The sequence below is a fragment of the Microbacterium sp. NPDC078814 genome (genome assembly GCF_040702645.1).
In the GTDB taxonomy this organism is placed as follows: domain Bacteria; phylum Actinomycetota; class Actinomycetes; order Actinomycetales; family Microbacteriaceae; genus Microbacterium.
On sequence record NZ_JBFBLT010000001.1, the window covers coordinates 422416 to 442193 of the forward strand.

Here is a 19778-nt window from a genome sequence, read left to right on the forward strand (position 1 = left end):
GCCGGACGGGGCGTCGAGGGGTCAGTGCGTGTCAGCCGAGCAGGTCGGTGAACCGCTTCATGTCGTCCTGGTTCTGGAGGTCGAGCCGCTCGCCGTCGATCTCGACGGTCGGGGTGCCCTGGATGTCGTTGGCCTTCGCCTGCGCGGCACCGAACTTGCGGTACGTCTCGTCCGTGATGCAGGACACCACATCGTCGCCCGCGCCGACCTGGGTGGCGAACTCGGCGAGCTGCTCGTTCGTGAGGCCGGGGCTGTTCTCCGCCGGCTGGTTCTCGAACAGGACCTTCGCGTAGTCGAAGTAGAGGTCGGAGTCGGACTCGGCGACGCAGAACGCGGCACCGGCCGAACGGGAGGAGAACTCGGTGCCCTGCGAGAAGCGGTCCAGGATCGCGATGGGGTGCTGCTCGAGGGTGATCTCGCCGCTCTGCGCCTTGGCCTCGAGGGCGGCGCCGAACTGGTCCTCGAAGGACTTGCAGACCGGGCACTGGAAGTCGAGGAAGACCGACACCGTGGTGTCGCCGTCACCCATGGAGATGGAGCCAGCGTCGGCGTCGAAGTTGTCGCTCGCGGTCGGGGTGGCGCCGGGAGAGGTCGCCTGGTTGTTGAGGAACACCACGAGTCCGCCGAGGGCCACCAGGACCACGACGACGGCGATGGAGACGCCGATCGCGAACCAGTTGGTGTTGCTCTTCGCCGCTGCCATTACTTTCCGATCTCTCGAGGCTCGACCCCGAACGGGGCGAGTCCGGCTCTTCCACCATCGGGCGCGGTGAGCACCCAGATGCCCCCATCATGCAGGGCGACGCTATGTTCCCAATGTGAGCCGTCAGTGCCGTCGACCGTCGTGACGGTCCAGTCGTCGTCCTCCACGAAGGTCGCCTCGCCGCCGGCGGTCACCATGGGCTCGATGGCGAGCACGAGCCCGGGCTTCACGTCCGCGCCGCGGTCGGGTGTCCGGTAGTTGAAGACGCTGGGCGCCTCGTGCATCTTCCGCCCGATGCCGTGGCCGACGTACTCGCGGAGGATCCCGTAGGGCTCGCCGCTCACGGCAGACGGCCCCTGCGCCTCGATGTAGTCCTGGATGGCGGCGCCGATCTCGTCGATCGAGGATGCCGTCGCCATCGCGGCGATGCCCGCCCACATCGACCCCTCGGTCACGCGGGAGAGCTCCTCGCGGCGGGCGACGAGCTCCGGGCGCTCGGGATCGGGGACGACGACCGTGATCGCGCTGTCACCGTTCCAGCCGTCGAACTGGGCGCCGCAGTCCACCGAGACGATGTCGCCCGGCTGGAGCACGCGCTCCCCCGGGATGCCGTGCACGACCTGCTCGTTGACCGAGACGCAGATCGTGTGGTGGTAGCCCTTGACGAGCTGGAAGTTCGACTCCGCTCCCCGCTGCACGATCGCGCGGTTGGCGGCGGCATCGAGCTCGATCGTCTTCACTCCGGGCTTGATGAGGGCGCGGACGGCGTCGAGGGCCTCGGCGGTGATGAGGCCGGGCTCGACCAGGGCTCGGAGCTGAGCCGGGGTCTTGTAGATCGAGCGGCGGAACATCTCAGGCGGCGGAGGCGGCGGAGCGCAGTCCGCGAGCGGCCAGGGCGGCGGCGATGCGCTCCGTGATCTCCTCGAGGGAGCCCACGCCGTCGATGCGGTCGACGATGCCGCGGCTGCTGTAAACCTCGATGATCGGCGCCGTCTCCTTCTCGTAGATGTCGAGTCGGTGCGCGATGGCCTCGTCGGTGTCGTCGGAACGGCCCTGCTCGGCGGCGCGAAGGGCGAGGCGGGCGATGCTCTCCTCACGGGGGACGTCGAGGAGGATCACCGCGTCCAGCGCCTCGCCGCGTCCCTCGAGGAACGCGTCCAGGTGCGACACCTGCGCGGTGTTGCGGGGGTAGCCGTCGAGGAGGAAGCCGTTCTGCGCGTCGTCCTGGCTCAGCCGGTCGCGCACGATCTCGCTCGTCAGCTCGTCCGGCACGAGGTCGCCCTTGTCGAGGATCGCGGTGACCTGCTGGCCGAGCGCCGTCCCCTCCTTGATGTTCGCGCGGAAGATGTCGCCGGTCGAGACGACGGGGATGCCGTAGGACTCGGCGATGCGCACACCCTGCGTGCCCTTGCCGGAACCCTGCGGACCGACGATGAGAAGACGTGCGGATGCTGTCATCGGAGAAGTCCTTCGTAGTGTCGCTGCTGCAGCTGGGCGTCGATCTGCTTGACCGTCTCGAGACCCACGCCGACGATGATGAGGATCGACGCGCCACCGAACGGGAAGTTCTGGTTGGCGCCGACCGTGGCGAGGGCGATCAACGGGATGAGGGCGATCAGGCCCAGGTAGAGGGAACCGGGGAGCGTGATGCGGGTGAGCACGTAGTCCAGGTACTCCGCGGTCGGACGGCCGGCCCGGATCCCGGGGATGAAGCCGCCGTACTTCTTCATGTTGTCGGCGACCTCGACGGGGTTGAACGTGATCGCGACGTAGAAGTAGGTGAACCCGATGATCAGCAGGAAGTACGCCGCCATGTAGATCGGGCTGTTGCCGGTGGTGAAGTTCGCGCTGATCCAGCTGACCCAGGCGGGCGGCGTCGAACCGTCCTGCGGGGTGTTGAACTGGGCGATGAGCGCGGGGATGTACAGCAGCGACGAGGCGAAGATGACCGGGATCACGCCCGCCATGTTGACCTTGATCGGGATGTACGTGTTGGTGCCGCCGTATGTCCGGCGTCCCACCATGCGCTTCGCGTACTGCACGGGGATGCGCCGCTGGGACTGCTCGACGAAGACGACGAGACCCATCACGATGATGCCGACGAGGAGCACGAGGAGGAACACCTCGAAGCCGCGGGTCTGCCAGATGATCGACATCGCACCGGGGAAGGTCGCGGCGATGGAGGTGAAGATCAGCAGCGACATGCCGTTGCCGATGCCGCGCTCGGTGACGAGCTCGGCGAACCACATGATCAGACCGGTGCCGGCCGTCATCGCCATGATGATGAGCACCTGCGCCCACCAGACGTCGTTCGTGAGGAGCTGGGTGCACGCGCCGATGTCGGTCGTTCCGAAGAGCTGACCGGTGCGGGCGACGGTGACGAGGGTCGTCGACTGCAGGAGCGCGAGCGCGATCGTGAGGTACCGCGTGTATTGGGTGAGCTTGGCCTGTCCGGCCTGGCCCTCCTTGTGCAGCGCCTCGAAGTGCGGGATGACGACGCGCAGGAGCTGCGTGATGATCGTCGCCGTGATGTACGGCATGACACCGAGCGCGAAGATCGACAGCTGCAGCAGAGCGCCGCCGGAGAAGAGGTTGACGAGTCCGAGCAGACCCTCGGTGCCGGCATTGGCCGCGAGACACTGCTCCACGTTCGGGAAGTTGACGAACGGCGCGGGGACGTTCGAGCCGAGACGGTAGATCGCGATGATCGCGAGAGTGAAACCGATCTTCCGACGCAGGTCGGGCGTGCGGAAGATCCGCGCGATGGCGCTAAACAAGAACGTTCCTCCTGAAAAGGTGGCCGAACCCCCGAGGGGCGGCTGAAACACCAGGGTAACCCACTCCGAGGTCCGGGGAATGCGGGCGGTCGGCTTCTCCCCCACCGAACCAGAAGAGGGGCCGGAGAATCTCCGACCCCTCTTCCGCAGTGGTTACTTGACGGATCCGCCCGCAGCCACGATCTTCTGCTCGGCGGAACCCGAGACCTTGTCGACCGCGACGGTGAGCTTCACGGCGATGTCGCCGTTGCCGAGAACCTTGACCTTCTCGTTCTTGCGAACCGCACCCTTGGCGACCAGGTCGCTCACGGTGACGTCGCCACCCTGGGGGTAGAGCTCCGCGAGCTTCTCCAGGTTCACGACCTGGTACTCGACGCGGAACGGGTTCTTGAAGCCGCGCAGCTTCGGCGTGCGCATGTGCAGCGGCATCTGGCCACCCTCGAAGCCGACGCGCACGGTGTTGCGAGCCTTGGTGCCCTTCGTGCCGCGACCGGCCGTCTTGCCCTTCGAGCCCTCACCGCGACCGACACGGGTCTTCGCGGTGTTGGCACCCGGGACCGGACGCAGGTGGTGGACCTTCAGCACGCCGGGGCGGGACGCCGGGGCGTCCTTCTTCGGCGCAGCCTTGGCGGAGCCGTCGGCCTTCGCGTCGGCGGCAGCGGTCTTGGCCGGTGCCTTCTTCGCGGCGGGCTTCTTGGCGGCGTCGGCCTTGGGAGCCGCCGCCTTCTTCGTGGCCTTCTCGGCCTCGACGGCCTCGTTCTTCTCAGCCATTAGTCGATCTCCTCAACCTTGACGAGGTGGGCGACGGTCTTGACGTAGCCGCGCGTCTGCGCGTCGTCGGGGCGGACGGTGGTGTCACCGATCCGCTTGAGACCGAGGCTGCGCAGCGTGTCGCGCTGGTTCTGCTTCTCGCTCACCTTGGACTTGATCTGCGTGACCTTGAGTCGCGCGGCCATCAGGCACCTACCTTCTGTGCGGCGATGGCCTCGGCCTCGGCGCGGACGAGCCGGGCCGGGGCGACCTGGTCGAACTCGAGACCACGACGTGCGGCGACGGCGCGGGGCTCCTCGAGCTCCTTCAGGGCGGTGACCGTCGCGTGCACGATGTTGATCGTGTTCGACGAGCCGAGCGACTTGGACAGCACGTCGTGGATGCCGGCGCACTCGAGCACGGCGCGGACCGGACCACCGGCGATGACACCGGTACCGGCGGCGGCGGGGCGCAGGAGCACCACACCGGCGGCCGACTCACCCTGCACGGGGTGCGGGATGGTGCTGCCGACGCGCGGGACGCGGAAGAAGTTGCGCTTGGCCTCTTCGACACCCTTCGAGATCGCCAGGGGGACCTCACGGGCCTTGCCGTAGCCGACGCCCACCAGACCGTTGCCGTCGCCGACGACCACGAGAGCGGTGAAGCTGAAGCGACGACCACCCTTCACGACCTTCGAGACGCGGTTGATGGTGACGACGCGCTCCAGGAACTGGTTGTCGCCGCGGTCGCGCGAGTTGCGGTCGCGGCCGCCCTGGTTGCGGTCACGTCCGCCGCGGCGGCCGTCCCGCTGGTCGCGAGTGGGCTCAGCCTGCGTGGTGCCGGCGGCCGTCTCGGAAGTGGCAGCAGCCGCTTCGGTCACTTCGTTCTCCTTGTTGTCACTCACAGTGCCAGACCCCCTTCACGGGCGCCGTCGGCGATGGCGGCGACACGACCCGCGTAGCGGTTGCCGCCACGGTCGAACACTGCCTCGGAAACGCCTGCGGCCTTCGCACGCTCGGCGAGGAGCTCGCCGACCTTGCGAGCCTTGGCGGTCTTGTCGCCATCCAGCGAACGCAGGTCGGTCTCGAGCGTCGAGGCCGAGGCGACCGTGTGGCCCTTGCTGTCGTCGACGAGCTGCACGAAGACGTGACGCGCCGAACGGTTGACGACGAGGCGCGGACGCACCTCGGTGCCCACGATCTTCTTGCGAAGACGGGCGTGACGACGCGCGCGGGCGTCGGACTTCGACTTCACAGCCATGGTTACTTACCAGCCTTTCCGGCCTTGCGACGCACGACCTCGCCGGCGTAGCGCACACCCTTACCCTTGTACGGCTCGGGCTTGCGGATCTTGCGGATGTTCGCAGCCGCCTCACCGACGGCCTGCTTGTCGATCCCGCTGACGGTGAGCTTGTTCGTGCCCTCGACCGTGAGCGTGATGCCGGCGGGCGGGTCGACCAGGACCGGGTGCGAGAAGCCGAGGGCGAACTCGACCGAGTTGCCCTTCTGCTGCACGCGGTAACCGGTGCCGACGACCTCGAGACCCTTGGTGTAGCCCTGGGTCACGCCGATGATGTTGTTGTTGATGAGCGTGCGGGTCAGGCCGTGAAGCGACCGGGACTCGCGCTCGTCGTCGGGGCGGGTGACGAGAACCTGGTTCTCCTCGACCGACACCTCGATGGGGCTGGCCACCGTGAGGGTGAGCTCACCCTTGGGGCCCTTCACCGCGACCTCACGGCCGTCGACCGAAACGGTCACGCCCGCGGGAACGTCGATGGGAAGTCGTCCAATACGCGACATTTCGGATTACCACACGTAGGCGAGAACTTCTCCGCCCACGCCCTTCTGCTCAGCCTGGCGGTCCGTGAGGAGACCGGAGGAGGTGGACAGGATGGCCACGCCGAGGCCGCCGAGGACCGTGGGGATCTCGGTCGACTTCGCGTACACGCGGAGGCCGGGCTTCGACACGCGCTTGATGCCCGCGATCGAGCGCTCGCGGTTCGGGCCGTACTTCAGCGTCAGCGTGAGGTTCTTGCCCACGCGCGCGTCGGAGGTCTCCCAACCGGCGATGTAGCCCTCCTGCTGGAGGATCTCTGCGATGTGCGTCTTGAGCTTGCTCGACGGCAGCGTCACGGTGTCGTGGTGCGCCGAGTTCGCGTTGCGCAGACGGGTCAGCATGTCTGCGACCGGGTCTGTCATTGTCATTGTTGTCTACTTTCGTTCATGAGGTTCCGGCTGCCGTTACACGACAGACGGCCTGCGATGAGCACGCAATCTTCAATTGTACGTGCACATCGACGGGCTCAGTGACACGAGACCACTGAGCCCGTCGAAGGGTCACGCTTGGGCGTCGTCCGCGCGGAACGGGAAGCCGAGGTGACGGAGCAGCGCCCGACCCTCGTCGTCCGTCTTCGCCGAGGTCACGACGGTGATGTCGAAACCACGGACGCGGTCGATCTTGTCCTGATCGATCTCGTGGAACACGCTCTGCTCCTGGAGACCGAAGGTGTAGTTGCCGTTGCCGTCGAACTGCTTGGCCGACAGACCGCGGAAGTCGCGGATGCGGGGCAGCGCGAGCGAGACCAGGCGGTCCACGAACTCCCACGCACGGTCGCCACGGAGGGTGACGTGCGCGCCGATGGCCTGGCCCTCACGCAGCTTGAACTGCGCGATGGACTTGCGGGCCTTGGTGACGATCGGCTTCTGGCCGGTGATCTTGGTGAGGTCGTCGACCGCACCATCGATCACCTTGCTGTCGCGAGCAGCCTCGCCGACACCGGTGTTCACGACGACCTTGACCAGGCCGGGGATCTGCATGACGTTCTCGTAGCCGAACTCGTCCTGCAGAGCCTTCTTGATCTCGGCGTTGTACTTCGCCTTCAGGCGGGGCTGGATCTTGCCAGCCACCGCAGCGTCGGTCGTTGCCATCAGAGGTCCTTACCGCTCTTCTTCGCGAAGCGCACGCGGACGGTGCGCTTCACGCCGTCCTTGGTCTGCTCCTCGACCCGGTGGCCGACCTTGGTCGGCTTCTTGGTCGAGGGGTCGACGAGTGCGACGTTCGAGATGTGGATGGGCGCCTCGACGGTCTCGAGGCCACCCGTCTTCGTGCCACGCTGCGTCTGACCGACGCGCGTGTGCTTGGTGACGTAGTTGACGCCTTCGACGACGACACGGTTCTGCTCGACGAGGACGTCGAGGACCTTGCCCTGCTTGCCGCGGTCGCCACCACGCTCGGGCTTGGCGCCCGAGATGACCTGAACCAGGTCGCCCTTCTTGATCTTCGCCATGATCAGATGACCTCCGGTGCCAGCGAGACGATCTTCATGAACTTCTTGTCGCGAAGCTCACGGCCGACCGGCCCGAAGATACGGGTGCCGCGGGGCTCCCCGTCGTTCTTCAGGATGACGGCGGCGTTCTCGTCGAACTTGATGTAGGAGCCGTCGGGACGACGGGTCTCCTTCTTGGTGCGGACGATGACCGCCTTGACGACGTCGCCCTTCTTGACGTTGCCACCGGGGATCGCGTCCTTGACGGTCGCGACGATGGTGTCGCCCAGACCGGCGTACCGGCGGCGCGAGCCACCGAGGACGCGGATCGTGAGCAGCTCCTTGGCGCCGGTGTTGTCGGCGACCTTGAGACGGGACTCCTGCTGAATCACTTGGCCTTCTCCAGAATCTCCACCAGACGCCAGCGCTTGGTGGCGCTCAGCGGGCGGGTCTCGTTGATCAGGACCAGGTCGCCGATGCCGGCGGAGTTCGCCTCATCGTGCGCCTTGACCTTCGACGTCCGGCGGATGACCTTGCCGTAAAGCGGGTGCTTCACGCGGTCCTCGACCTCGACGACGATCGTCTTGTCCATCTTGTCGCTGACGACATAGCCACGACGGGCCTTGCGGTACCCGCGGGCGTCGGCGTCGCGCACGTCGTGAGCGGCGTGCTCAGCCTCGACGGCGGCTTCCTTCTTGGTGGCCATCACTCAGCCTCTTCCTTCGGGGCGTCCTCGGCGGCGTCCGCCTTCTTCGCCTTCGACTTGGTCGCCTTCTTCGCGGGAGCCTCGACCGGAGCGGGCGTCGCACGGATGCCCAGCTCGCGCTCGCGGATCACCGTGTAGAGGCGCGCGATGTCGCGCTTGACGGCGCGGATGCGGCCGTGGCTCTCCAGCTGGCCGGTGGCCGACTGGAAACGGAGGTTGAACAGCTCCTCCTTGGCCTTGCGCAGCTCCTCAACGAGGCGCTGGTCTTCGAACGTGTCGAGCTCTGCCGGAGCGAGCTCCTTGGTGCCGATCGCCATTACGCGTCGCCCTCCTCGCGCTTGATGATGCGTGCCTTGAGCGGCAGCTTGTGGATTGCACGGGTCAGTGCCTCGCGAGCGAGCTGCTCGTCGACACCCGCGACCTCGAAGAGGACGCGGCCCGGCTTGACGTTGGCGACCCACCACTCGGGGGAACCCTTACCGGAACCCATGCGGGTCTCGGCCGGCTTCTTCGTGAGCGGACGGTCCGGGTAGATGTTGATCCACACCTTGCCGCCACGCTTGATGTGACGGGTCATCGCGATACGAGCGGACTCGATCTGACGGTTCGTCACGTACGCGGGGGTGAGGGCCTGGATGCCGAACTCGCCGAAGGAGACCTTCGTGCCGCCGGTGGCCTGACCCGAGCGCCCCGGGTGGTGCTGCTTGCGGTACTTGACCTTACGGGGGATGAGCATTATGCCGACGCTCCTTCTGCAACAGGTGCCTCGTTGCGCGGGGCACGGCGGCGGTCACCACGGTCGTCACGGCGCGACTTCGGCGCGTTGGCCTGCTCGCGCGCGAGCTCCTTGGCGGTGAGGTCGCCCTTGTAGATCCACACCTTCACGCCGATGCGGCCGAAGGTGGTCTTGGCCTCGTAGAAGCCGTAGTCGATGTTCGCGCGCAGCGTGTGCAGCGGCACACGACCCTCGCGGTAGAACTCCGACCGGCTCATCTCGGCGCCGCCGAGACGGCCCGAGACCTGGATGCGGATGCCCTTGGCGCCGGCGCGCTGCGCGCCCTGCAGACCCTTGCGCATCGCGCGACGGAACGCCACGCGAGCCGAGAGCTGCTCGGCGATGCCCTGGGCGACCAGCTGAGCGTCGGCCTCGGGGTTCTTGACCTCGAGGATGTTCAGCTGGATCTGCTTGCCCGTGAGCTTCTCGAGGTCGCCGCGGATGCGCTCGGCCTCTGCACCACGACGACCGATCACGATGCCCGGGCGGGCGGTGTGGATGTCGACGCGGACGCGGTCACGGGTGCGCTCGATCTCGATGTTCGAGACGCCGGCACGGTCGAGCTGCGTCTGCAGCAGGCGACGGATCTTGATGTCCTCGGCCACGTAGTCGGCGTAACGCTGACCCGGCTTCGTCGAGTCGGAGAACCAGCGCGACACGTGGTCCGTGGTGATGCCGAGGCGGAAGCCGTACGGGTTGACCTTCTGTCCCATTACTTGCTCGCCTTCTTGTTGCTGTCGCCGGCCGCGGCAGGAGCCGCCTCCGGCGTCGAGAGCACGACCGTGATGTGGCTCGTGCGCTTCTTGATCTGGAAAGCGCGACCCTGTGCACGGGGCTGGAAACGCTTGAGCGTCGTGCCCTCGTCCACGTACGCGTTCTTCACGTACAGGTCCTGCTCGTCGAGGTACTCGCCGTCACGATCCGCCTTGACCTGCGCGTTGGCCATGGCCGACGCGACAAGCTTGTAGATCGGCTCACTGGCGGACTGCTGAGCGAACTTCAGGATCGCCAGAGCCTCCTGGGCCTGCTTGCCCTTGATGAGCGCGACGACACGACGAGCCTTCTGAGGGGTCACGCGGATGTGTCGCACGCGTGCGATGGACTCCACCATTTCTCTCTCCTCTATCGCCGCCGCGTCAGCGGCGACGGCCCTTCTTGTCGTCCTTCTCGTGGCCGCGGAAGGTGCGGGTGGGCGCGAACTCGCCCAGCTTGTGACCGACCATGGTCTCGGAGACAAACACGGGGATGTGCTTGCGACCGTCGTGGACCGCGATCGTGTGACCCAGCATGGCCGGGATGATCATGGACCGGCGGGACCAGGTCTTGATGACGTTCTTCGTGCCGGCTTCGTTCTGCACGACCACCTTGCGAAGCAGGTGCTCGTCGACGAAGGGGCCCTTCTTGAGACTGCGAGGCATCTTCTCTTACTCCTACTTGCGCTTCTTGCCGGCGTTGCGACGACGCACGATGTACTTGTCGCTTTCCTTGTTGGCGTGGCGGGTGCGGCCCTCGGCCTGACCCCACGGGGAGACGGGGTGACGTCCACCGGACGTCTTGCCCTCACCACCACCGTGCGGGTGGTCGACCGGGTTCATCGCGACACCGCGGACGGTCGGGCGGACGCCCTTCCAGCGCATGCGGCCGGCCTTGCCCCAGTTGATGTTCGACTGCTCGGCGTTGCCGACCTCGCCGATGGTCGCGCGGCAGCGCGCATCGACGTTGCGGATCTCACCGGAGGGCAGACGCAGCTGGGCGTAAGGGCCGTCCTTGGCGACGAGGCGGACCGACGCACCGGCCGAGCGCGCCATCTTCGCGCCGCCGCCGGGGCGGAGCTCGATGGCGTGGATGACGGTACCCGTGGGGATGTTCTTCAGCGGGAGGTTGTTTCCCGGCTTGATGTCCGCCGCGGGGCCCGACTCGACGATGTCGCCCTGCTTCAGCTTCGCCGGCGCGAGGATGTAGCGCTTCTCGCCGTCGAAGTAGTGCAGCAGCGCGATGCGCGCGGTGCGGTTGGGGTCGTACTCGATGTGCGCGACCTTGGCGTTCACGCCGTCCTTGTCATTGCGACGGAAGTCGATGACGCGGTACTGGCGCTTGTGGCCACCACCGATGTGACGGGTCGTGATGCGGCCCTGGTTGTTGCGACCACCGGTCTTCGAGATCGGGCGCAGCAGCGACTTCTCCGGCGTCGATCGGGTGATCTCGGCGAAGTCAGCCACCGACGAGCCGCGACGGCCCGGGGTCGTGGGCTTGTACTTGCGAATAGCCATGATTGTCCTTATCCCCCGGATCAGCCGATTGCCGTGAAGATGTCGATGGTGCCCGACTTCAGGCTCACGATGGCGCGCTTGGTGTCCTTGCGCTTACCGGTGCCGAAGCGGGTGCGACGGGCCTTGCCGACGCGGTTGATCGTGTTGACGGACGCGACCTTGACGCCGAAGATCTTCTCGATGGCGAGCTTGATCTCGGTCTTCGAAGCGCGCGGGTCGACGAGGAAGGTGTACTTGCCCTCATCGATCAGGCCGTAGCTCTTCTCGGACACGACCGGCTTCAGGATGATGTCGCGCGGGTCCTTGTTCAGGGCCGTCTGGAGAACAGATGCCTGCTCGCTCATGCGGAGACCTCCTGGTTGGCGCCGGACTTGGAGGCGATGAAGCCCTCGAGCGCGGCCTGGGTGAAGACGATGTCGTCGGAGACGAGCACGTCGTAGGCGTTGAGCTGGTCGAACGTCAGCACGTGGACGTGGCCGAGGTTGCGGATGCTCTTGAGTGCGAGCTCGTCGCCGCGCTCGATGACCACGAGGACGTTCTTCGACGTGGCGACCTGGGCGAGGAAGCCCGCGGCGGCCTTGGTCGACGGCGCGCCGTCGGTGCCGAAGGTGTCGATCGCGTGCAGACGGTCACCGCGGAAGCGGTCGCTGAGCGCGCCCAGCAGGGCGGCCGCGATCATCTTCTTGGGGGTGCGCTGCGAGTAGTCGCGCGGCTTCGGGCCGTGCACGATGCCACCGCCGGTCATGTGCGGCGCGCGGATCGAGCCCTGACGGGCGTTACCCGTGCCCTTCTGCTTGAAGGGCTTGCGGCCGGCACCCGAGACCTCGCCACGACGCTTGGTCGAGTGCGTGCCCTGGCGAGCCGCCGCGAGCTGGGCGACGACGACCTGGTGGATGAGCGGGATGTTCGTCTTGACGTCGAACAGCGCGGCGGGAAGCTCGACGGAGCCTGCCTTCTTGCCGTCTGCCTTGAGGACGTCGAGCGCGAGAGTGGAGTCAGCCATGATCAGGCACCCTTCACTGCGTTGCGGACGTAGACGATGCGGCCGCGAGCACCGGGGACGGCGCCCTTGACGAGCATGAGTCCCTTCTCGATGTCGATGGCGTGCACCGTGAGGTTGAGGACGGTCACGCGCTCGCCACCCATACGGCCGGCCATGCGCATGCCCTTGAAGACGCGGCTCGGGGTCGACGATGCGCCGATGGAGCCGGGCTTGCGGTGGTTGCGGTGCGCACCGTGCGATGCCGAGACGCCCTTGAAGTTGTGGCGCTTCATGACACCGGCGGTGCCCTTGCCCTTGCTCGTGCCGACGACGTCGACGAGCTGGCCGGCCTCGAACGTGCCGTCCACCGTGAGCTCCTGGCCCAGGGTGTAGTCGGCGGCGTCGGCCGTGCGGACCTCGGTCACGTGGCGACGCGGCGTGACGCCGGCAGCCTCGAAGTGAGCCGAGAGGGGCTTGTTCACCTTGCGCGGGTCGATCTGGCCGTACGCGATCTGCACGGCGTTGTAGCCGTCCTTCTCGGGGGTACGGATCTGGGTGACCACGTTCGGCGCGAGCTCGATGACGGTGACGGGAACGAGCTTGCCGTTCTCGTTCCAGACCTGGGTCATGCCGAGCTTGGTGCCGAGCATGCCCTTGGAAACCTTGGAGTTGATGTCAGCCATGTCGAACCTCAGAGCTTGATCTCGATGTTGACGTCGGCCGGCAGGTCGAGACGCATCAGCGAGTCGACGGCCTTGGGCGTCGGGTCGACGATGTCGATCAGGCGCTTGTGGGTGCGCATCTCGAAGTGCTCGCGGCTGTCCTTGTACTTGTGGGGCGACCGGATGACGCACACGACGTTCTTCTCGGTCGGAAGGGGCACGGGTCCGACGACGGTCGCGCCCGCACGGGTCACGGTGTCGACGATCTTGCGTGCGGACGTGTCGATGACCTCGTGGTCATACGACTTCAGGCGAATGCGGATCTTCTGTCCCGCCATTGTCTGCTCTCTCTCTTTAAGCGTCTTACCGTCCGGGACCGGGTGGCCCTGGGGCATTGGACGCACGTCGGCGCTGTTCGCGCCTCGGCACTCGTTCTTCTCGGGCCCTCGACCTCGCGGTCGGGAGCCTGTCGAAGAGGCTGCACCACTGTTCTGCTGTCAGCCGCACACCCGGAGGTGACGGATGCCCGACCCCCGCCGCGCACGGCAGTGCCCTCGATGATGAAGGTGTCGGGATTGTGTTCTGCTGCCCGCGGCCTAGAACCCTGCGGCCTCCCGGAGGAGGCGCCGTCTATGCACTGCCCTGGCAGTGATCCGGCGCACGCACAGCGGCGACGGAATATCGAACCTGTCTATTCTGCCACGGCGGATTTCACTTCTGCAAACCCGGGCGTGTCGCGCTCACCGGACTCTCAGGGACCCCCTCCTCCGCGAGCGTTCAGCCCGCGGAGGAGCGCGGGGCGAGGCATCCCCATGCCTCGCCCCGCTTGGGGAGGGCGTTCAGTGCGAGGGGGCACACCGAACGCGAGGAATCCAGCGTGAAGGGACGCCGGACGCCTCGACCGAGGGCACGGCGGAAGACCCGCCGCGCAGGCGGGGAGACGCTCAGGCGCACGGAGTGCGCGCGTCGCACGATGATCCCCAAAATCGTTTTCCCCAGATTTCCAACGCGGACGAACCGCGTGATTCGGGAGCCGAACCCCTTCGGCGTCCCCGACCGCAAGATCCCCAGGCGGTCGACATGATCCTACTCGATGTATCCGCGAATGCGCCACATCCGAGGGCGCTGTGCACCGGCATTCCCCCGGACGCGGAAGAGCGGCGGCCCCGGTCTCGGGGGCCGCCGCTCTTCCGCGGAGACGTCCGGCTCTACTCGTTGCCGATGCTCTTGTCCGCGCTGTCGCGGATCTCGTCGATCTTGTCCGCCGCGCCCGGTGCGATCTTCTTCGCGAAGTCGGCGACGCCGTCGAGCACCTTGTCGCTGATGTCTTCGGCCTGCTCGCTCTTGACGGCTTCGGCGAGCTTGTCCTTGTTCTGCTCGTACAGGTCCTTGCCCTTGTTGACGGCGTCCTCGATACCCATGTGAATCCCCTTCGGAGGTGTGTGCTTCCGACGATCGCGCCGGACACCTCATTGGGCCGGGCAGAACCGGGCGACGGAACCCTCGATCCGGAAAACGACAAAGGGGTCGAGCCCGAAGGCTCGACCCCTTTGCGAGGAAGCAGATGCTTACTTGATGATCTTCGTCACCGTACCGGCGCCGACCGTACGACCACCCTCACGGATGGCGAAGCCGAGGCCCTCCTCCATGGCGATCGGCTGGATCAGCTCGACCGTCATGTCGGTGGTGTCGCCGGGCATGACCATCTCGGTGCCCTCGGGCAGCGTGATGACGCCGGTGACGTCCGTGGTGCGGAAGTAGAACTGCGGACGGTAGTTCGTGTAGAAGGGGTTGTGGCGGCCACCCTCGTCCTTGGACAGGATGTAGGCCGTGCCCTCGAAGTCGGTGTGCGGCGTGACCGAACCCGGCTTCACGATGACCTGGCCGCGCTCCACGTCCTCGCGCTTGGTGCCGCGGAGGAGCAGACCACAGTTCTCGCCGGCCCAGGCCTCGTCGAGCTGCTTGTGGAACATCTCGATACCGGTGACGGTCGTCTTCTGCGTCGGGCGCAGACCCACGATCTCGACCTCGGAGTTGATGGCCAGGGTGCCACGCTCGGCGCGACCCGTGACGACGGTGCCACGACCGGTGATCGTGAAGACGTCCTCGACGGGCATGAGGAACGGCTTGTCACGGTCACGCTCCGGGTCCGGCACACTGTCGTCGACAGCCTGCATGAGCTCGAGGATCGCGTCGACCCACTTCTCGTCGCCCTCGAGGGCCTTGAGAGCGGAGACACGGACGACGGGAGCGTTGTCGCCGTCGAAGCCCTGGCTCGAGAGCAGCTCGCGGACCTCGAGCTCGACGAGCTCCAGGATCTCCTCGTCGTCGACCGCGTCGGACTTGTTCAGCGCGACGAGCAGGTAGGGGACGCCGACCTGCTTGGCGAGCAGCACGTGCTCGCGCGTCTGCGCCATCGGGCCGTCGGTGGCCGCGACGACGAGGATCGCGCCGTCCATCTGCGCCGCACCCGTGATCATGTTCTTGACGTAGTCGGCGTGGCCGGGGGCGTCAACGTGGGCGTAGTGGCGCTTCGGGGTCTCGTACTCGATGTGCGAGATGTTGATCGTGATACCGCGCTGGCGCTCTTCCGGCGCCGAGTCGATGGAAGCGAAGTCACGCTGCACGTTCGTGTCGGACGGGTACTTGTCAGCAAGCACCTTCGAGATCGCTGCGGAGAGCGTGGTCTTGCCGTGGTCGACGTGACCGATCGTTCCGATGTTGACGTGCGGCTTGGTCCGCTCGAACTTGGCCTTAGCCACTGGGTCCTCCTCAGGACGTCGTTGTAGAGGTGCCGGGCACTGGTTTGCGACCGGTTCTCTACGGGTTAGGTTCTCAGTTTAGTAGAGAGGGAATGTGAAGTTGTAGGTGACCTGGGAACCCCGGGTGCTTCGACAGGCTCAGCGACCCAGGGTTCCCAGAAGTGTTACTCGCCCTTGGCCTTCTGGACGATCTCGTCGGCCACCGCGCGCGGGACCTCGGCGTAGCTGTCGAACTCCATGGAGTAGACGGCACGGCCCGAGGTCTTCGAGCGCAGGTCGCCGATGTAGCCGAACATCTCGGACAGCGGCACCGCGGCGCGCACGACCTTGACGCCGGCGGCGTCCTCCATCGACTGGATCTGGCCACGACGCGAGTTCAGGTCGCCGATGACGTCGCCCATGTACTCCTCCGGAGTACGGACCTCGACGGCCATCAGCGGCTCGAGCAGCACGGGGTTGGCACGGCGAGCGGCCTCCTTGAAGCCCATGGAGCCCGCGATCTTGAACGCCATCTCCGAGGAGTCGACGTCGTGCGCCGCACCGTCGACGATGGTCGCCTTGACGCCCACCATCGGGTAGCCCGCGAGGACACCGACGTTCATGGCGTCCTGGAAACCGGCGTCGATCGAGCCGATGTACTCGCGCGGGATGCGGCCACCGGTGACCGCGTTCACGAACTCGTACGTCTTCTCGCCGTCGAGCTCGAGCGGCTCGATGTTGAACTGGATCTTGGCGAACTGGCCCGATCCACCGGTCTGCTTCTTGTGCGTGTAGTCGTGCTTCTCGACGGCCTTGCGGATCGTCTCGCGGTACGCGACCTGCGGCTTGCCGACGTTCGCCTCGACGCGGAACTCGCGCTTCATGCGGTCCACGAGGATGTCGAGGTGCAGCTCGCCCATGCCCTTGATGGTCGTCTGACCGGTCTCGGGGTTGAGCTCCGTGCGGAAGGTCGGGTCCTCCTCAGCGAGCTTCTGGATCGCGAGACCCAGCTTCTCCTGGTCGGCCTTGGTCTTCGGCTCGATGGCGACCTCGATCACCGGCTCCGGGAACGTCATCGACTCGAGGACGACCGGCTGCGCGATGTCGGCGAGGGTGTCACCGGTGGTGGTGTCCTTCAGGCCGATGACGGCGTAGATGTTGCCGGCGGTCAGCTTGTCGACCGGGTTCTCCTTGTTGGCGTGCATCTGGAAGATCTTCCCGATGCGCTCCTTCTTGCCCTTGGTCGAGTTGATGACCTGGGCGCCCGACTCGAGCTCGCCCGAGTAGACGCGCACGTACGTCAGACGGCCGAAGAACGGGTGCACGGCGACCTTGAAGGCCAGGGCCGCGAACGGGTCCTTCGCGTCGGGGTGACGCTCGATGATCTTCTCCTCGTCCTTCGGGTCGTGCGCCTCGATGGCGGGCACGTCCAGCGGGGAGGGGAGGTAGTCGACGACGGCGTCCAGCATCGGCTGCACACCGCGGTTCTTGAAGGCGGAGCCGCAGAGGACCGGGTAGATCTCGCTGGCGATGACCATCTTGCGGATGGCGCCCTTGATCTCCGCGACGGTGAGCTCCTCGCCGCCGAAGAACTTCTCGAGAAGCTCCTCGTCGGTCTCGGCGACCGTCTCCAGCAGCTGCTGGCGGTAGTCCTCGGCCTTGTCCTTGAGGTCGGCCGGGATCTCCTGCACCTCGTAGGAGGCACCCATGGTCACGTCACCCTTGGCGTCGCCGGGCCACACCAGGGCGCGCATCTCGATGAGGTCGATGACGCCGACGAAGTCGTTCTCGGCACCGATCGGGAGCTGCAGCACCAGCGGCTTGGCGCCGAGGCGGTTGATGATCGTGTCGACCGTGAAGTAGAAGTCCGCGCCGAGCTTGTCCATCTTGTTGACGAAGCAGATGCGGGGGACGTTGTACTTGTCGGCCTGACGCCACACGGTCTCGGACTGGGGCTCGACGCCCTCCTTGCCGTCGAACACGGCGACCGCGCCGTCGAGGACGCGGAGCGAGCGCTCCACCTCGACCGTGAAGTCCACGTGACCGGGGGTGTCGATGATGTTGATCTGGTTCTTGTTCCAGAAGCAGGTCACGGCGGCAGACGTGATCGTGATGCCGCGCTCCTTCTCCTGCTCCATCCAGTCGGTGGTCGAGGCACCGTCGTGCGTTTCGCCGAGCTTGTGGTTGACGCCCGTGTAGAACAGGATGCGCTCGGTCGTCGTGGTCTTGCCGGCATCGATGTGCGCCATGATGCCGATGTTGCGGACCTTGCTCAGGTCCGTGAGCACGTCTTGTGCCACAGGAGTGTCCTTATCTATTGGAGCAGCAGGTGTACTGCGAAGAGGGGGTGCGACGGGCCCAGGAACGCGGAAGGGTCCCTGAGCCCGTCGAAGGGGTTACCAGCGGTAGTGAGCGAACGCGCGGTTCGACTCGGCCATCTTGTGGGTGTCCTCGCGGCGCTTGACCGCGGCACCGAGGCCGTTCGACGCGTCCAGGATCTCGTTCTGGAGACGCTCGGTCATCGTCTTCTCACGACGACCCTTGGCGTAGCTCACGAGCCAGCGCAGCGCGAGGGTGTTCGCGCGGTGCGGCTTGACCTCGACCGGAACCTGGTAGGTCGAGCCACCGACGCGGCGGCTGCGGACCTCGAGCGTGGGGCGCACGTTGTCGAGCGCCTTCTTCAGGGTGGCGACGGCGTCCTGGCCGTTCTTCGCCTCGACGCCGCGGAGGGCGCCGTAGACGATCGACTCGGCCAGCGACTTCTTGCCGTCGACGAGGATCTTGTTCACCAGCGAGGTGACGATCGGAGCGCCGTAGACCGGGTCGTTGACGACGGGGCGCTTGGGGGCGGGACCCTTACGAGGCATCTAACTCAACCCTTCTTCGCGCCGTAGCGGGAACGAGCCTGCTTACGGTTCTTGACGGCCTGGGTGTCCAGAGCGCCACGGACGATCTTGTAACGCACACCGGGGAGGTCCTTCACACGACCGCCGCGGACGAGCACCAGGGAGTGCTCCTGCAGGTTGTGGCCCTCACCGGGGATGTACGCGGTGACCTCGGTCCCGTTGCGGAGCTTCACACGAGCGACCTTGCGCATCGCCGAGTTCGGCTTCTTCGGGGTGGTGGTGTAGACGCGGGTGCAGACCCCGGCCTGCTGCGGGTTCGACTTGAGCGCGGGCGCCTTGGTCTTCGAGACCTTGGGCGAGCGACCCTTGCGAACCAACTGCTGAATGGTTGGCACGTTCTCTCCTCATAGTGCTGCACGGTGACAGCGTGATGGGTTTCACATCATGACCCACCGGCACGCCGGAACCGGCGAGCTTTTGGTGTGGTGGGTATGCCGTGGGGGCGGACCGGCGAGGTGCCGACGCCCAGCGCGCACGTCAGGACGTGCACACACCTGATCAAGTGTAATGCCGCGTAACCTGACGGTCAAATGACGGCCGCCCTCGCCCGGCCCGCGCGGAGTCAGGGGATGTCGGGGTCGAACGGGGAGTCCAGCGACTCCGTCAGCTCGGCGAGGAGCGCCTCGATCTGCGGCTCGACGTGCCGGGACACCGCCGCCTGGATCGTGATGCGGTGCCGGAGCAGGATCCCGCAGATCTCCCGGCCGACGAGGTTCGCGTACTCGTCCGCGAGGGCGACCTCCTGTCGCAGTGCCGTCTTGGCCTCGTCGGAGAGCGGAGGCAGCGGTGGCAGCTCGGCCGCGGAGTCGTCGGCGAGGCCGGCGATCGTGAAGAGGAAGGGGGCACCGGGCACCGGCTCCGGGTCCAGCGGCATGCCCTCGAACTCGGGGTCGAGGTCTTCCGTCGGTCGATAGCTGCGTGCCCTGTTGCGCGCGGCCTGCTGGTCGAGTTCCCGCTGCAGCGTGGGGAGGTTCCGCGCGGTGTACTCGGCGACCGCGTGGTCGACGATCGTCTTGATGCGCGTCGACAGGCCGTGCTGGACGCCGTGCGGGGTGGTGCCGGCGATTCCCGCGGCGGCGAGGATGGGCGAGCCGAGACAGCGTCGGCAGGGCGCGGTCCGGCCGCGGTGCGTCGCCGGCTCCCAGCGCGGCACCCAGCGCAACCAGGCCTCGACGGCCTGGTCGACCTGCGTCTCCAATGAGCGCTCCACCCCACCAGGGTACGGCGCGTCGCCGCTCACG

Annotated in this window: 30 protein-coding genes; all 30 read right to left on the minus strand. The window is 66.6% G+C overall.

Annotated elements, in window-relative coordinates:
• Window positions 1-31 precede the first annotated feature (31 nt).
• Window positions 32-703, minus strand: a complete 672-nt coding sequence (locus AB0300_RS02155; RefSeq protein ID WP_126893296.1) for a thioredoxin domain-containing protein — start codon at window positions 701-703, stop codon at window positions 32-34.
• On the minus strand, window positions 703-1554 hold the full coding sequence (map, locus tag AB0300_RS02160) for a type I methionyl aminopeptidase (RefSeq protein ID WP_085606378.1): 852 nt from the start codon (window positions 1552-1554) through the stop codon (window positions 703-705). The genes AB0300_RS02155 and map overlap by 1 nt, the downstream gene beginning before the upstream one ends.
• A gap of 1 nt (window position 1555) precedes the next feature.
• The gene (locus AB0300_RS02165) at window positions 1556-2161 is read right to left on the minus strand and encodes an adenylate kinase (RefSeq protein WP_062765215.1); all 606 of its coding nucleotides are present in this window, start codon (window positions 2159-2161) and stop codon (window positions 1556-1558) included.
• Entirely contained in the window at window positions 2158-3480 is a 1323-nt protein-coding gene (gene secY / locus AB0300_RS02170; RefSeq protein ID WP_025102391.1) for a preprotein translocase subunit SecY, read from the minus strand. The genes AB0300_RS02165 and secY overlap by 4 nt, the downstream gene beginning before the upstream one ends.
• Before the next feature lie 153 nt (window positions 3481-3633).
• Window positions 3634-4251: a 50S ribosomal protein L15 gene (rplO, locus tag AB0300_RS02175; protein ID WP_082758410.1), complete on the minus strand. Its 618-nt coding sequence runs from the start codon at window positions 4249-4251 to the stop codon at window positions 3634-3636.
• Window positions 4251-4436: a 50S ribosomal protein L30 gene (gene rpmD, locus AB0300_RS02180; RefSeq protein WP_017201575.1), complete on the minus strand. Its 186-nt coding sequence runs from the start codon at window positions 4434-4436 to the stop codon at window positions 4251-4253. The genes rplO and rpmD overlap by 1 nt, the downstream gene beginning before the upstream one ends.
• The gene (gene rpsE / locus AB0300_RS02185; RefSeq protein WP_200838869.1) at window positions 4436-5110 is read right to left on the minus strand and encodes a 30S ribosomal protein S5; all 675 of its coding nucleotides are present in this window, start codon (window positions 5108-5110) and stop codon (window positions 4436-4438) included. Before rpsE ends, rpmD begins: the two co-directional genes overlap by 1 nt.
• 20 nt (window positions 5111-5130) lie before the next feature.
• The gene (gene rplR, locus AB0300_RS02190) at window positions 5131-5490 is read right to left on the minus strand and encodes a 50S ribosomal protein L18 (protein ID WP_025102394.1); all 360 of its coding nucleotides are present in this window, start codon (window positions 5488-5490) and stop codon (window positions 5131-5133) included.
• 2 nt (window positions 5491-5492) lie between these two features.
• Window positions 5493-6029 carry a 50S ribosomal protein L6 gene (gene rplF / locus AB0300_RS02195; protein WP_025102395.1) on the minus strand — a complete coding sequence of 179 codons (537 nt, stop codon included), beginning with the start codon at window positions 6027-6029 and terminating at the stop codon, window positions 5493-5495.
• Window positions 6030-6035: 6 nt separating this feature from the next.
• Window positions 6036-6434 (minus strand): 30S ribosomal protein S8, encoded by a 399-nt coding sequence (gene rpsH, locus AB0300_RS02200; protein WP_025102396.1) that lies wholly within the window; start codon window positions 6432-6434, stop codon window positions 6036-6038.
• Between the two features lie 132 nt (window positions 6435-6566).
• On the minus strand, window positions 6567-7157 hold the full coding sequence (gene rplE / locus AB0300_RS02205) for a 50S ribosomal protein L5 (RefSeq protein WP_025102397.1): 591 nt from the start codon (window positions 7155-7157) through the stop codon (window positions 6567-6569).
• Window positions 7157-7516 carry a 50S ribosomal protein L24 gene (gene rplX / locus AB0300_RS02210; protein WP_025102398.1) on the minus strand — a complete coding sequence of 120 codons (360 nt, stop codon included), beginning with the start codon at window positions 7514-7516 and terminating at the stop codon, window positions 7157-7159. Before rplX ends, rplE begins: the two co-directional genes overlap by 1 nt.
• Before the next feature lie 2 nt (window positions 7517-7518).
• A complete protein-coding gene (gene rplN / locus AB0300_RS02215) occupies window positions 7519-7887 on the minus strand; it encodes a 50S ribosomal protein L14 (RefSeq protein ID WP_025102399.1) in 369 nt (122 codons plus the stop codon).
• Window positions 7884-8201, minus strand: a complete 318-nt coding sequence (gene rpsQ, locus AB0300_RS02220) for a 30S ribosomal protein S17 (protein WP_025102400.1) — start codon at window positions 8199-8201, stop codon at window positions 7884-7886. Before rpsQ ends, rplN begins: the two co-directional genes overlap by 4 nt.
• Window positions 8201-8518, minus strand: a complete 318-nt coding sequence (gene rpmC, locus AB0300_RS02225) for a 50S ribosomal protein L29 (RefSeq protein ID WP_025102401.1) — start codon at window positions 8516-8518, stop codon at window positions 8201-8203. The genes rpsQ and rpmC overlap by 1 nt, the downstream gene beginning before the upstream one ends.
• The gene (gene rplP, locus AB0300_RS02230) at window positions 8518-8937 is read right to left on the minus strand and encodes a 50S ribosomal protein L16 (protein WP_025102402.1); all 420 of its coding nucleotides are present in this window, start codon (window positions 8935-8937) and stop codon (window positions 8518-8520) included. Before rplP ends, rpmC begins: the two co-directional genes overlap by 1 nt.
• Complete coding sequence (gene rpsC / locus AB0300_RS02235) at window positions 8937-9689, minus strand: 30S ribosomal protein S3 (protein WP_025102403.1); 753 nt, start codon at window positions 9687-9689, stop codon at window positions 8937-8939. Before rpsC ends, rplP begins: the two co-directional genes overlap by 1 nt.
• A complete protein-coding gene (gene rplV, locus AB0300_RS02240) occupies window positions 9689-10087 on the minus strand; it encodes a 50S ribosomal protein L22 (RefSeq protein WP_025102404.1) in 399 nt (132 codons plus the stop codon). Before rplV ends, rpsC begins: the two co-directional genes overlap by 1 nt.
• Before the next feature lie 25 nt (window positions 10088-10112).
• On the minus strand, window positions 10113-10394 hold the full coding sequence (rpsS, locus tag AB0300_RS02245) for a 30S ribosomal protein S19 (protein WP_017201589.1): 282 nt from the start codon (window positions 10392-10394) through the stop codon (window positions 10113-10115).
• 12 nt (window positions 10395-10406) lie between these two features.
• Window positions 10407-11246, minus strand: coding sequence for a 50S ribosomal protein L2 (gene rplB / locus AB0300_RS02250; RefSeq protein WP_025102405.1), 840 nt, complete (start codon window positions 11244-11246; stop codon window positions 10407-10409).
• Window positions 11247-11266: 20 nt separating this feature from the next.
• Window positions 11267-11590 (minus strand): 50S ribosomal protein L23, encoded by a 324-nt coding sequence (gene rplW, locus AB0300_RS02255; RefSeq protein ID WP_025102406.1) that lies wholly within the window; start codon window positions 11588-11590, stop codon window positions 11267-11269.
• Entirely contained in the window at window positions 11587-12249 is a 663-nt protein-coding gene (gene rplD, locus AB0300_RS02260; protein ID WP_025102407.1) for a 50S ribosomal protein L4, read from the minus strand. The genes rplW and rplD overlap by 4 nt, the downstream gene beginning before the upstream one ends.
• 2 nt (window positions 12250-12251) lie before the next feature.
• The gene (gene rplC, locus AB0300_RS02265) at window positions 12252-12911 is read right to left on the minus strand and encodes a 50S ribosomal protein L3 (RefSeq protein ID WP_062632874.1); all 660 of its coding nucleotides are present in this window, start codon (window positions 12909-12911) and stop codon (window positions 12252-12254) included.
• An 8-nt stretch (window positions 12912-12919) separates the two neighbouring features.
• Complete coding sequence (rpsJ, locus tag AB0300_RS02270) at window positions 12920-13228, minus strand: 30S ribosomal protein S10 (RefSeq protein ID WP_017201594.1); 309 nt, start codon at window positions 13226-13228, stop codon at window positions 12920-12922.
• 870 nt (window positions 13229-14098) lie between these two features.
• Window positions 14099-14311, minus strand: coding sequence for a hypothetical protein (locus tag AB0300_RS02275; protein ID WP_062765219.1), 213 nt, complete (start codon window positions 14309-14311; stop codon window positions 14099-14101).
• A 147-nt stretch (window positions 14312-14458) separates the two neighbouring features.
• Window positions 14459-15652 (minus strand): elongation factor Tu, encoded by a 1194-nt coding sequence (gene tuf / locus AB0300_RS02280; protein ID WP_062632876.1) that lies wholly within the window; start codon window positions 15650-15652, stop codon window positions 14459-14461.
• A gap of 164 nt (window positions 15653-15816) precedes the next feature.
• Window positions 15817-17931: an elongation factor G gene (gene fusA, locus AB0300_RS02285; protein ID WP_062632877.1), complete on the minus strand. Its 2115-nt coding sequence runs from the start codon at window positions 17929-17931 to the stop codon at window positions 15817-15819.
• A gap of 96 nt (window positions 17932-18027) precedes the next feature.
• Window positions 18028-18498: a 30S ribosomal protein S7 gene (rpsG, locus tag AB0300_RS02290; protein WP_017201608.1), complete on the minus strand. Its 471-nt coding sequence runs from the start codon at window positions 18496-18498 to the stop codon at window positions 18028-18030.
• Between the two features lie 5 nt (window positions 18499-18503).
• The gene (gene rpsL, locus AB0300_RS02295; RefSeq protein WP_013584051.1) at window positions 18504-18872 is read right to left on the minus strand and encodes a 30S ribosomal protein S12; all 369 of its coding nucleotides are present in this window, start codon (window positions 18870-18872) and stop codon (window positions 18504-18506) included.
• Window positions 18873-19099: 227 nt separating this feature from the next.
• Window positions 19100-19747 carry a hypothetical protein gene (locus tag AB0300_RS02300; protein WP_062765222.1) on the minus strand — a complete coding sequence of 216 codons (648 nt, stop codon included), beginning with the start codon at window positions 19745-19747 and terminating at the stop codon, window positions 19100-19102.
• Between the last annotated feature and the right edge of the window lie 31 nt (window positions 19748-19778).

Bases quoted from the DNA above. Each gene is read 5' to 3' on its own strand.
- AB0300_RS02155 (WP_126893296.1), bottom strand. From the start codon at position 703: ATGGCAGCGGCGAAGAGCAACACCAACTGGTTCGCGATCGGCGTCTCC.
- map (WP_085606378.1), bottom strand. From the start codon at position 1,554: ATGTTCCGCCGCTCGATCTACAAGACCCCGGCTCAGCTCCGAGCCCTG.
- AB0300_RS02165 (WP_062765215.1), bottom strand. From the start codon at position 2,161: ATGACAGCATCCGCACGTCTTCTCATCGTCGGTCCGCAGGGTTCCGGC.
- rplO (WP_082758410.1), bottom strand. From the start codon at position 4,251: ATGGCTGAGAAGAACGAGGCCGTCGAGGCCGAGAAGGCCACGAAGAAG.
- rpmD (WP_017201575.1), bottom strand. From the start codon at position 4,436: ATGGCCGCGCGACTCAAGGTCACGCAGATCAAGTCCAAGGTGAGCGAG.
- rplR (WP_025102394.1), bottom strand. From the start codon at position 5,490: ATGGCTGTGAAGTCGAAGTCCGACGCCCGCGCGCGTCGTCACGCCCGT.
- rplF (WP_025102395.1), bottom strand. From the start codon at position 6,029: ATGTCGCGTATTGGACGACTTCCCATCGACGTTCCCGCGGGCGTGACC.
- rpsH (WP_025102396.1), bottom strand. From the start codon at position 6,434: ATGACAATGACAGACCCGGTCGCAGACATGCTGACCCGTCTGCGCAAC.
- rplE (WP_025102397.1), bottom strand. From the start codon at position 7,157: ATGGCAACGACCGACGCTGCGGTGGCTGGCAAGATCCAGCCCCGCCTG.
- rplX (WP_025102398.1), bottom strand. From the start codon at position 7,516: ATGGCGAAGATCAAGAAGGGCGACCTGGTTCAGGTCATCTCGGGCGCC.
- rpsQ (WP_025102400.1), bottom strand. From the start codon at position 8,201: ATGGCCACCAAGAAGGAAGCCGCCGTCGAGGCTGAGCACGCCGCTCAC.
- rpmC (WP_025102401.1), bottom strand. From the start codon at position 8,518: ATGGCGATCGGCACCAAGGAGCTCGCTCCGGCAGAGCTCGACACGTTC.
- rplP (WP_025102402.1), bottom strand. From the start codon at position 8,937: ATGCTCATCCCCCGTAAGGTCAAGTACCGCAAGCAGCACCACCCGGGG.
- rpsC (WP_025102403.1), bottom strand. From the start codon at position 9,689: ATGGGACAGAAGGTCAACCCGTACGGCTTCCGCCTCGGCATCACCACG.
- rplV (WP_025102404.1), bottom strand. From the start codon at position 10,087: ATGGTGGAGTCCATCGCACGCGTGCGACACATCCGCGTGACCCCTCAG.
- rpsS (WP_017201589.1), bottom strand. From the start codon at position 10,394: ATGCCTCGCAGTCTCAAGAAGGGCCCCTTCGTCGACGAGCACCTGCTT.
- rplB (WP_025102405.1), bottom strand. From the start codon at position 11,246: ATGGCTATTCGCAAGTACAAGCCCACGACCCCGGGCCGTCGCGGCTCG.
- rplW (WP_025102406.1), bottom strand. From the start codon at position 11,590: ATGAGCGAGCAGGCATCTGTTCTCCAGACGGCCCTGAACAAGGACCCG.
- rplD (WP_025102407.1), bottom strand. From the start codon at position 12,249: ATGGCTGACTCCACTCTCGCGCTCGACGTCCTCAAGGCAGACGGCAAG.
- rplC (WP_062632874.1), bottom strand. From the start codon at position 12,911: ATGGCTGACATCAACTCCAAGGTTTCCAAGGGCATGCTCGGCACCAAG.
- rpsJ (WP_017201594.1), bottom strand. From the start codon at position 13,228: ATGGCGGGACAGAAGATCCGCATTCGCCTGAAGTCGTATGACCACGAG.
- AB0300_RS02275 (WP_062765219.1), bottom strand. From the start codon at position 14,311: ATGGGTATCGAGGACGCCGTCAACAAGGGCAAGGACCTGTACGAGCAG.
- rpsG (WP_017201608.1), bottom strand. From the start codon at position 18,498: ATGCCTCGTAAGGGTCCCGCCCCCAAGCGCCCCGTCGTCAACGACCCG.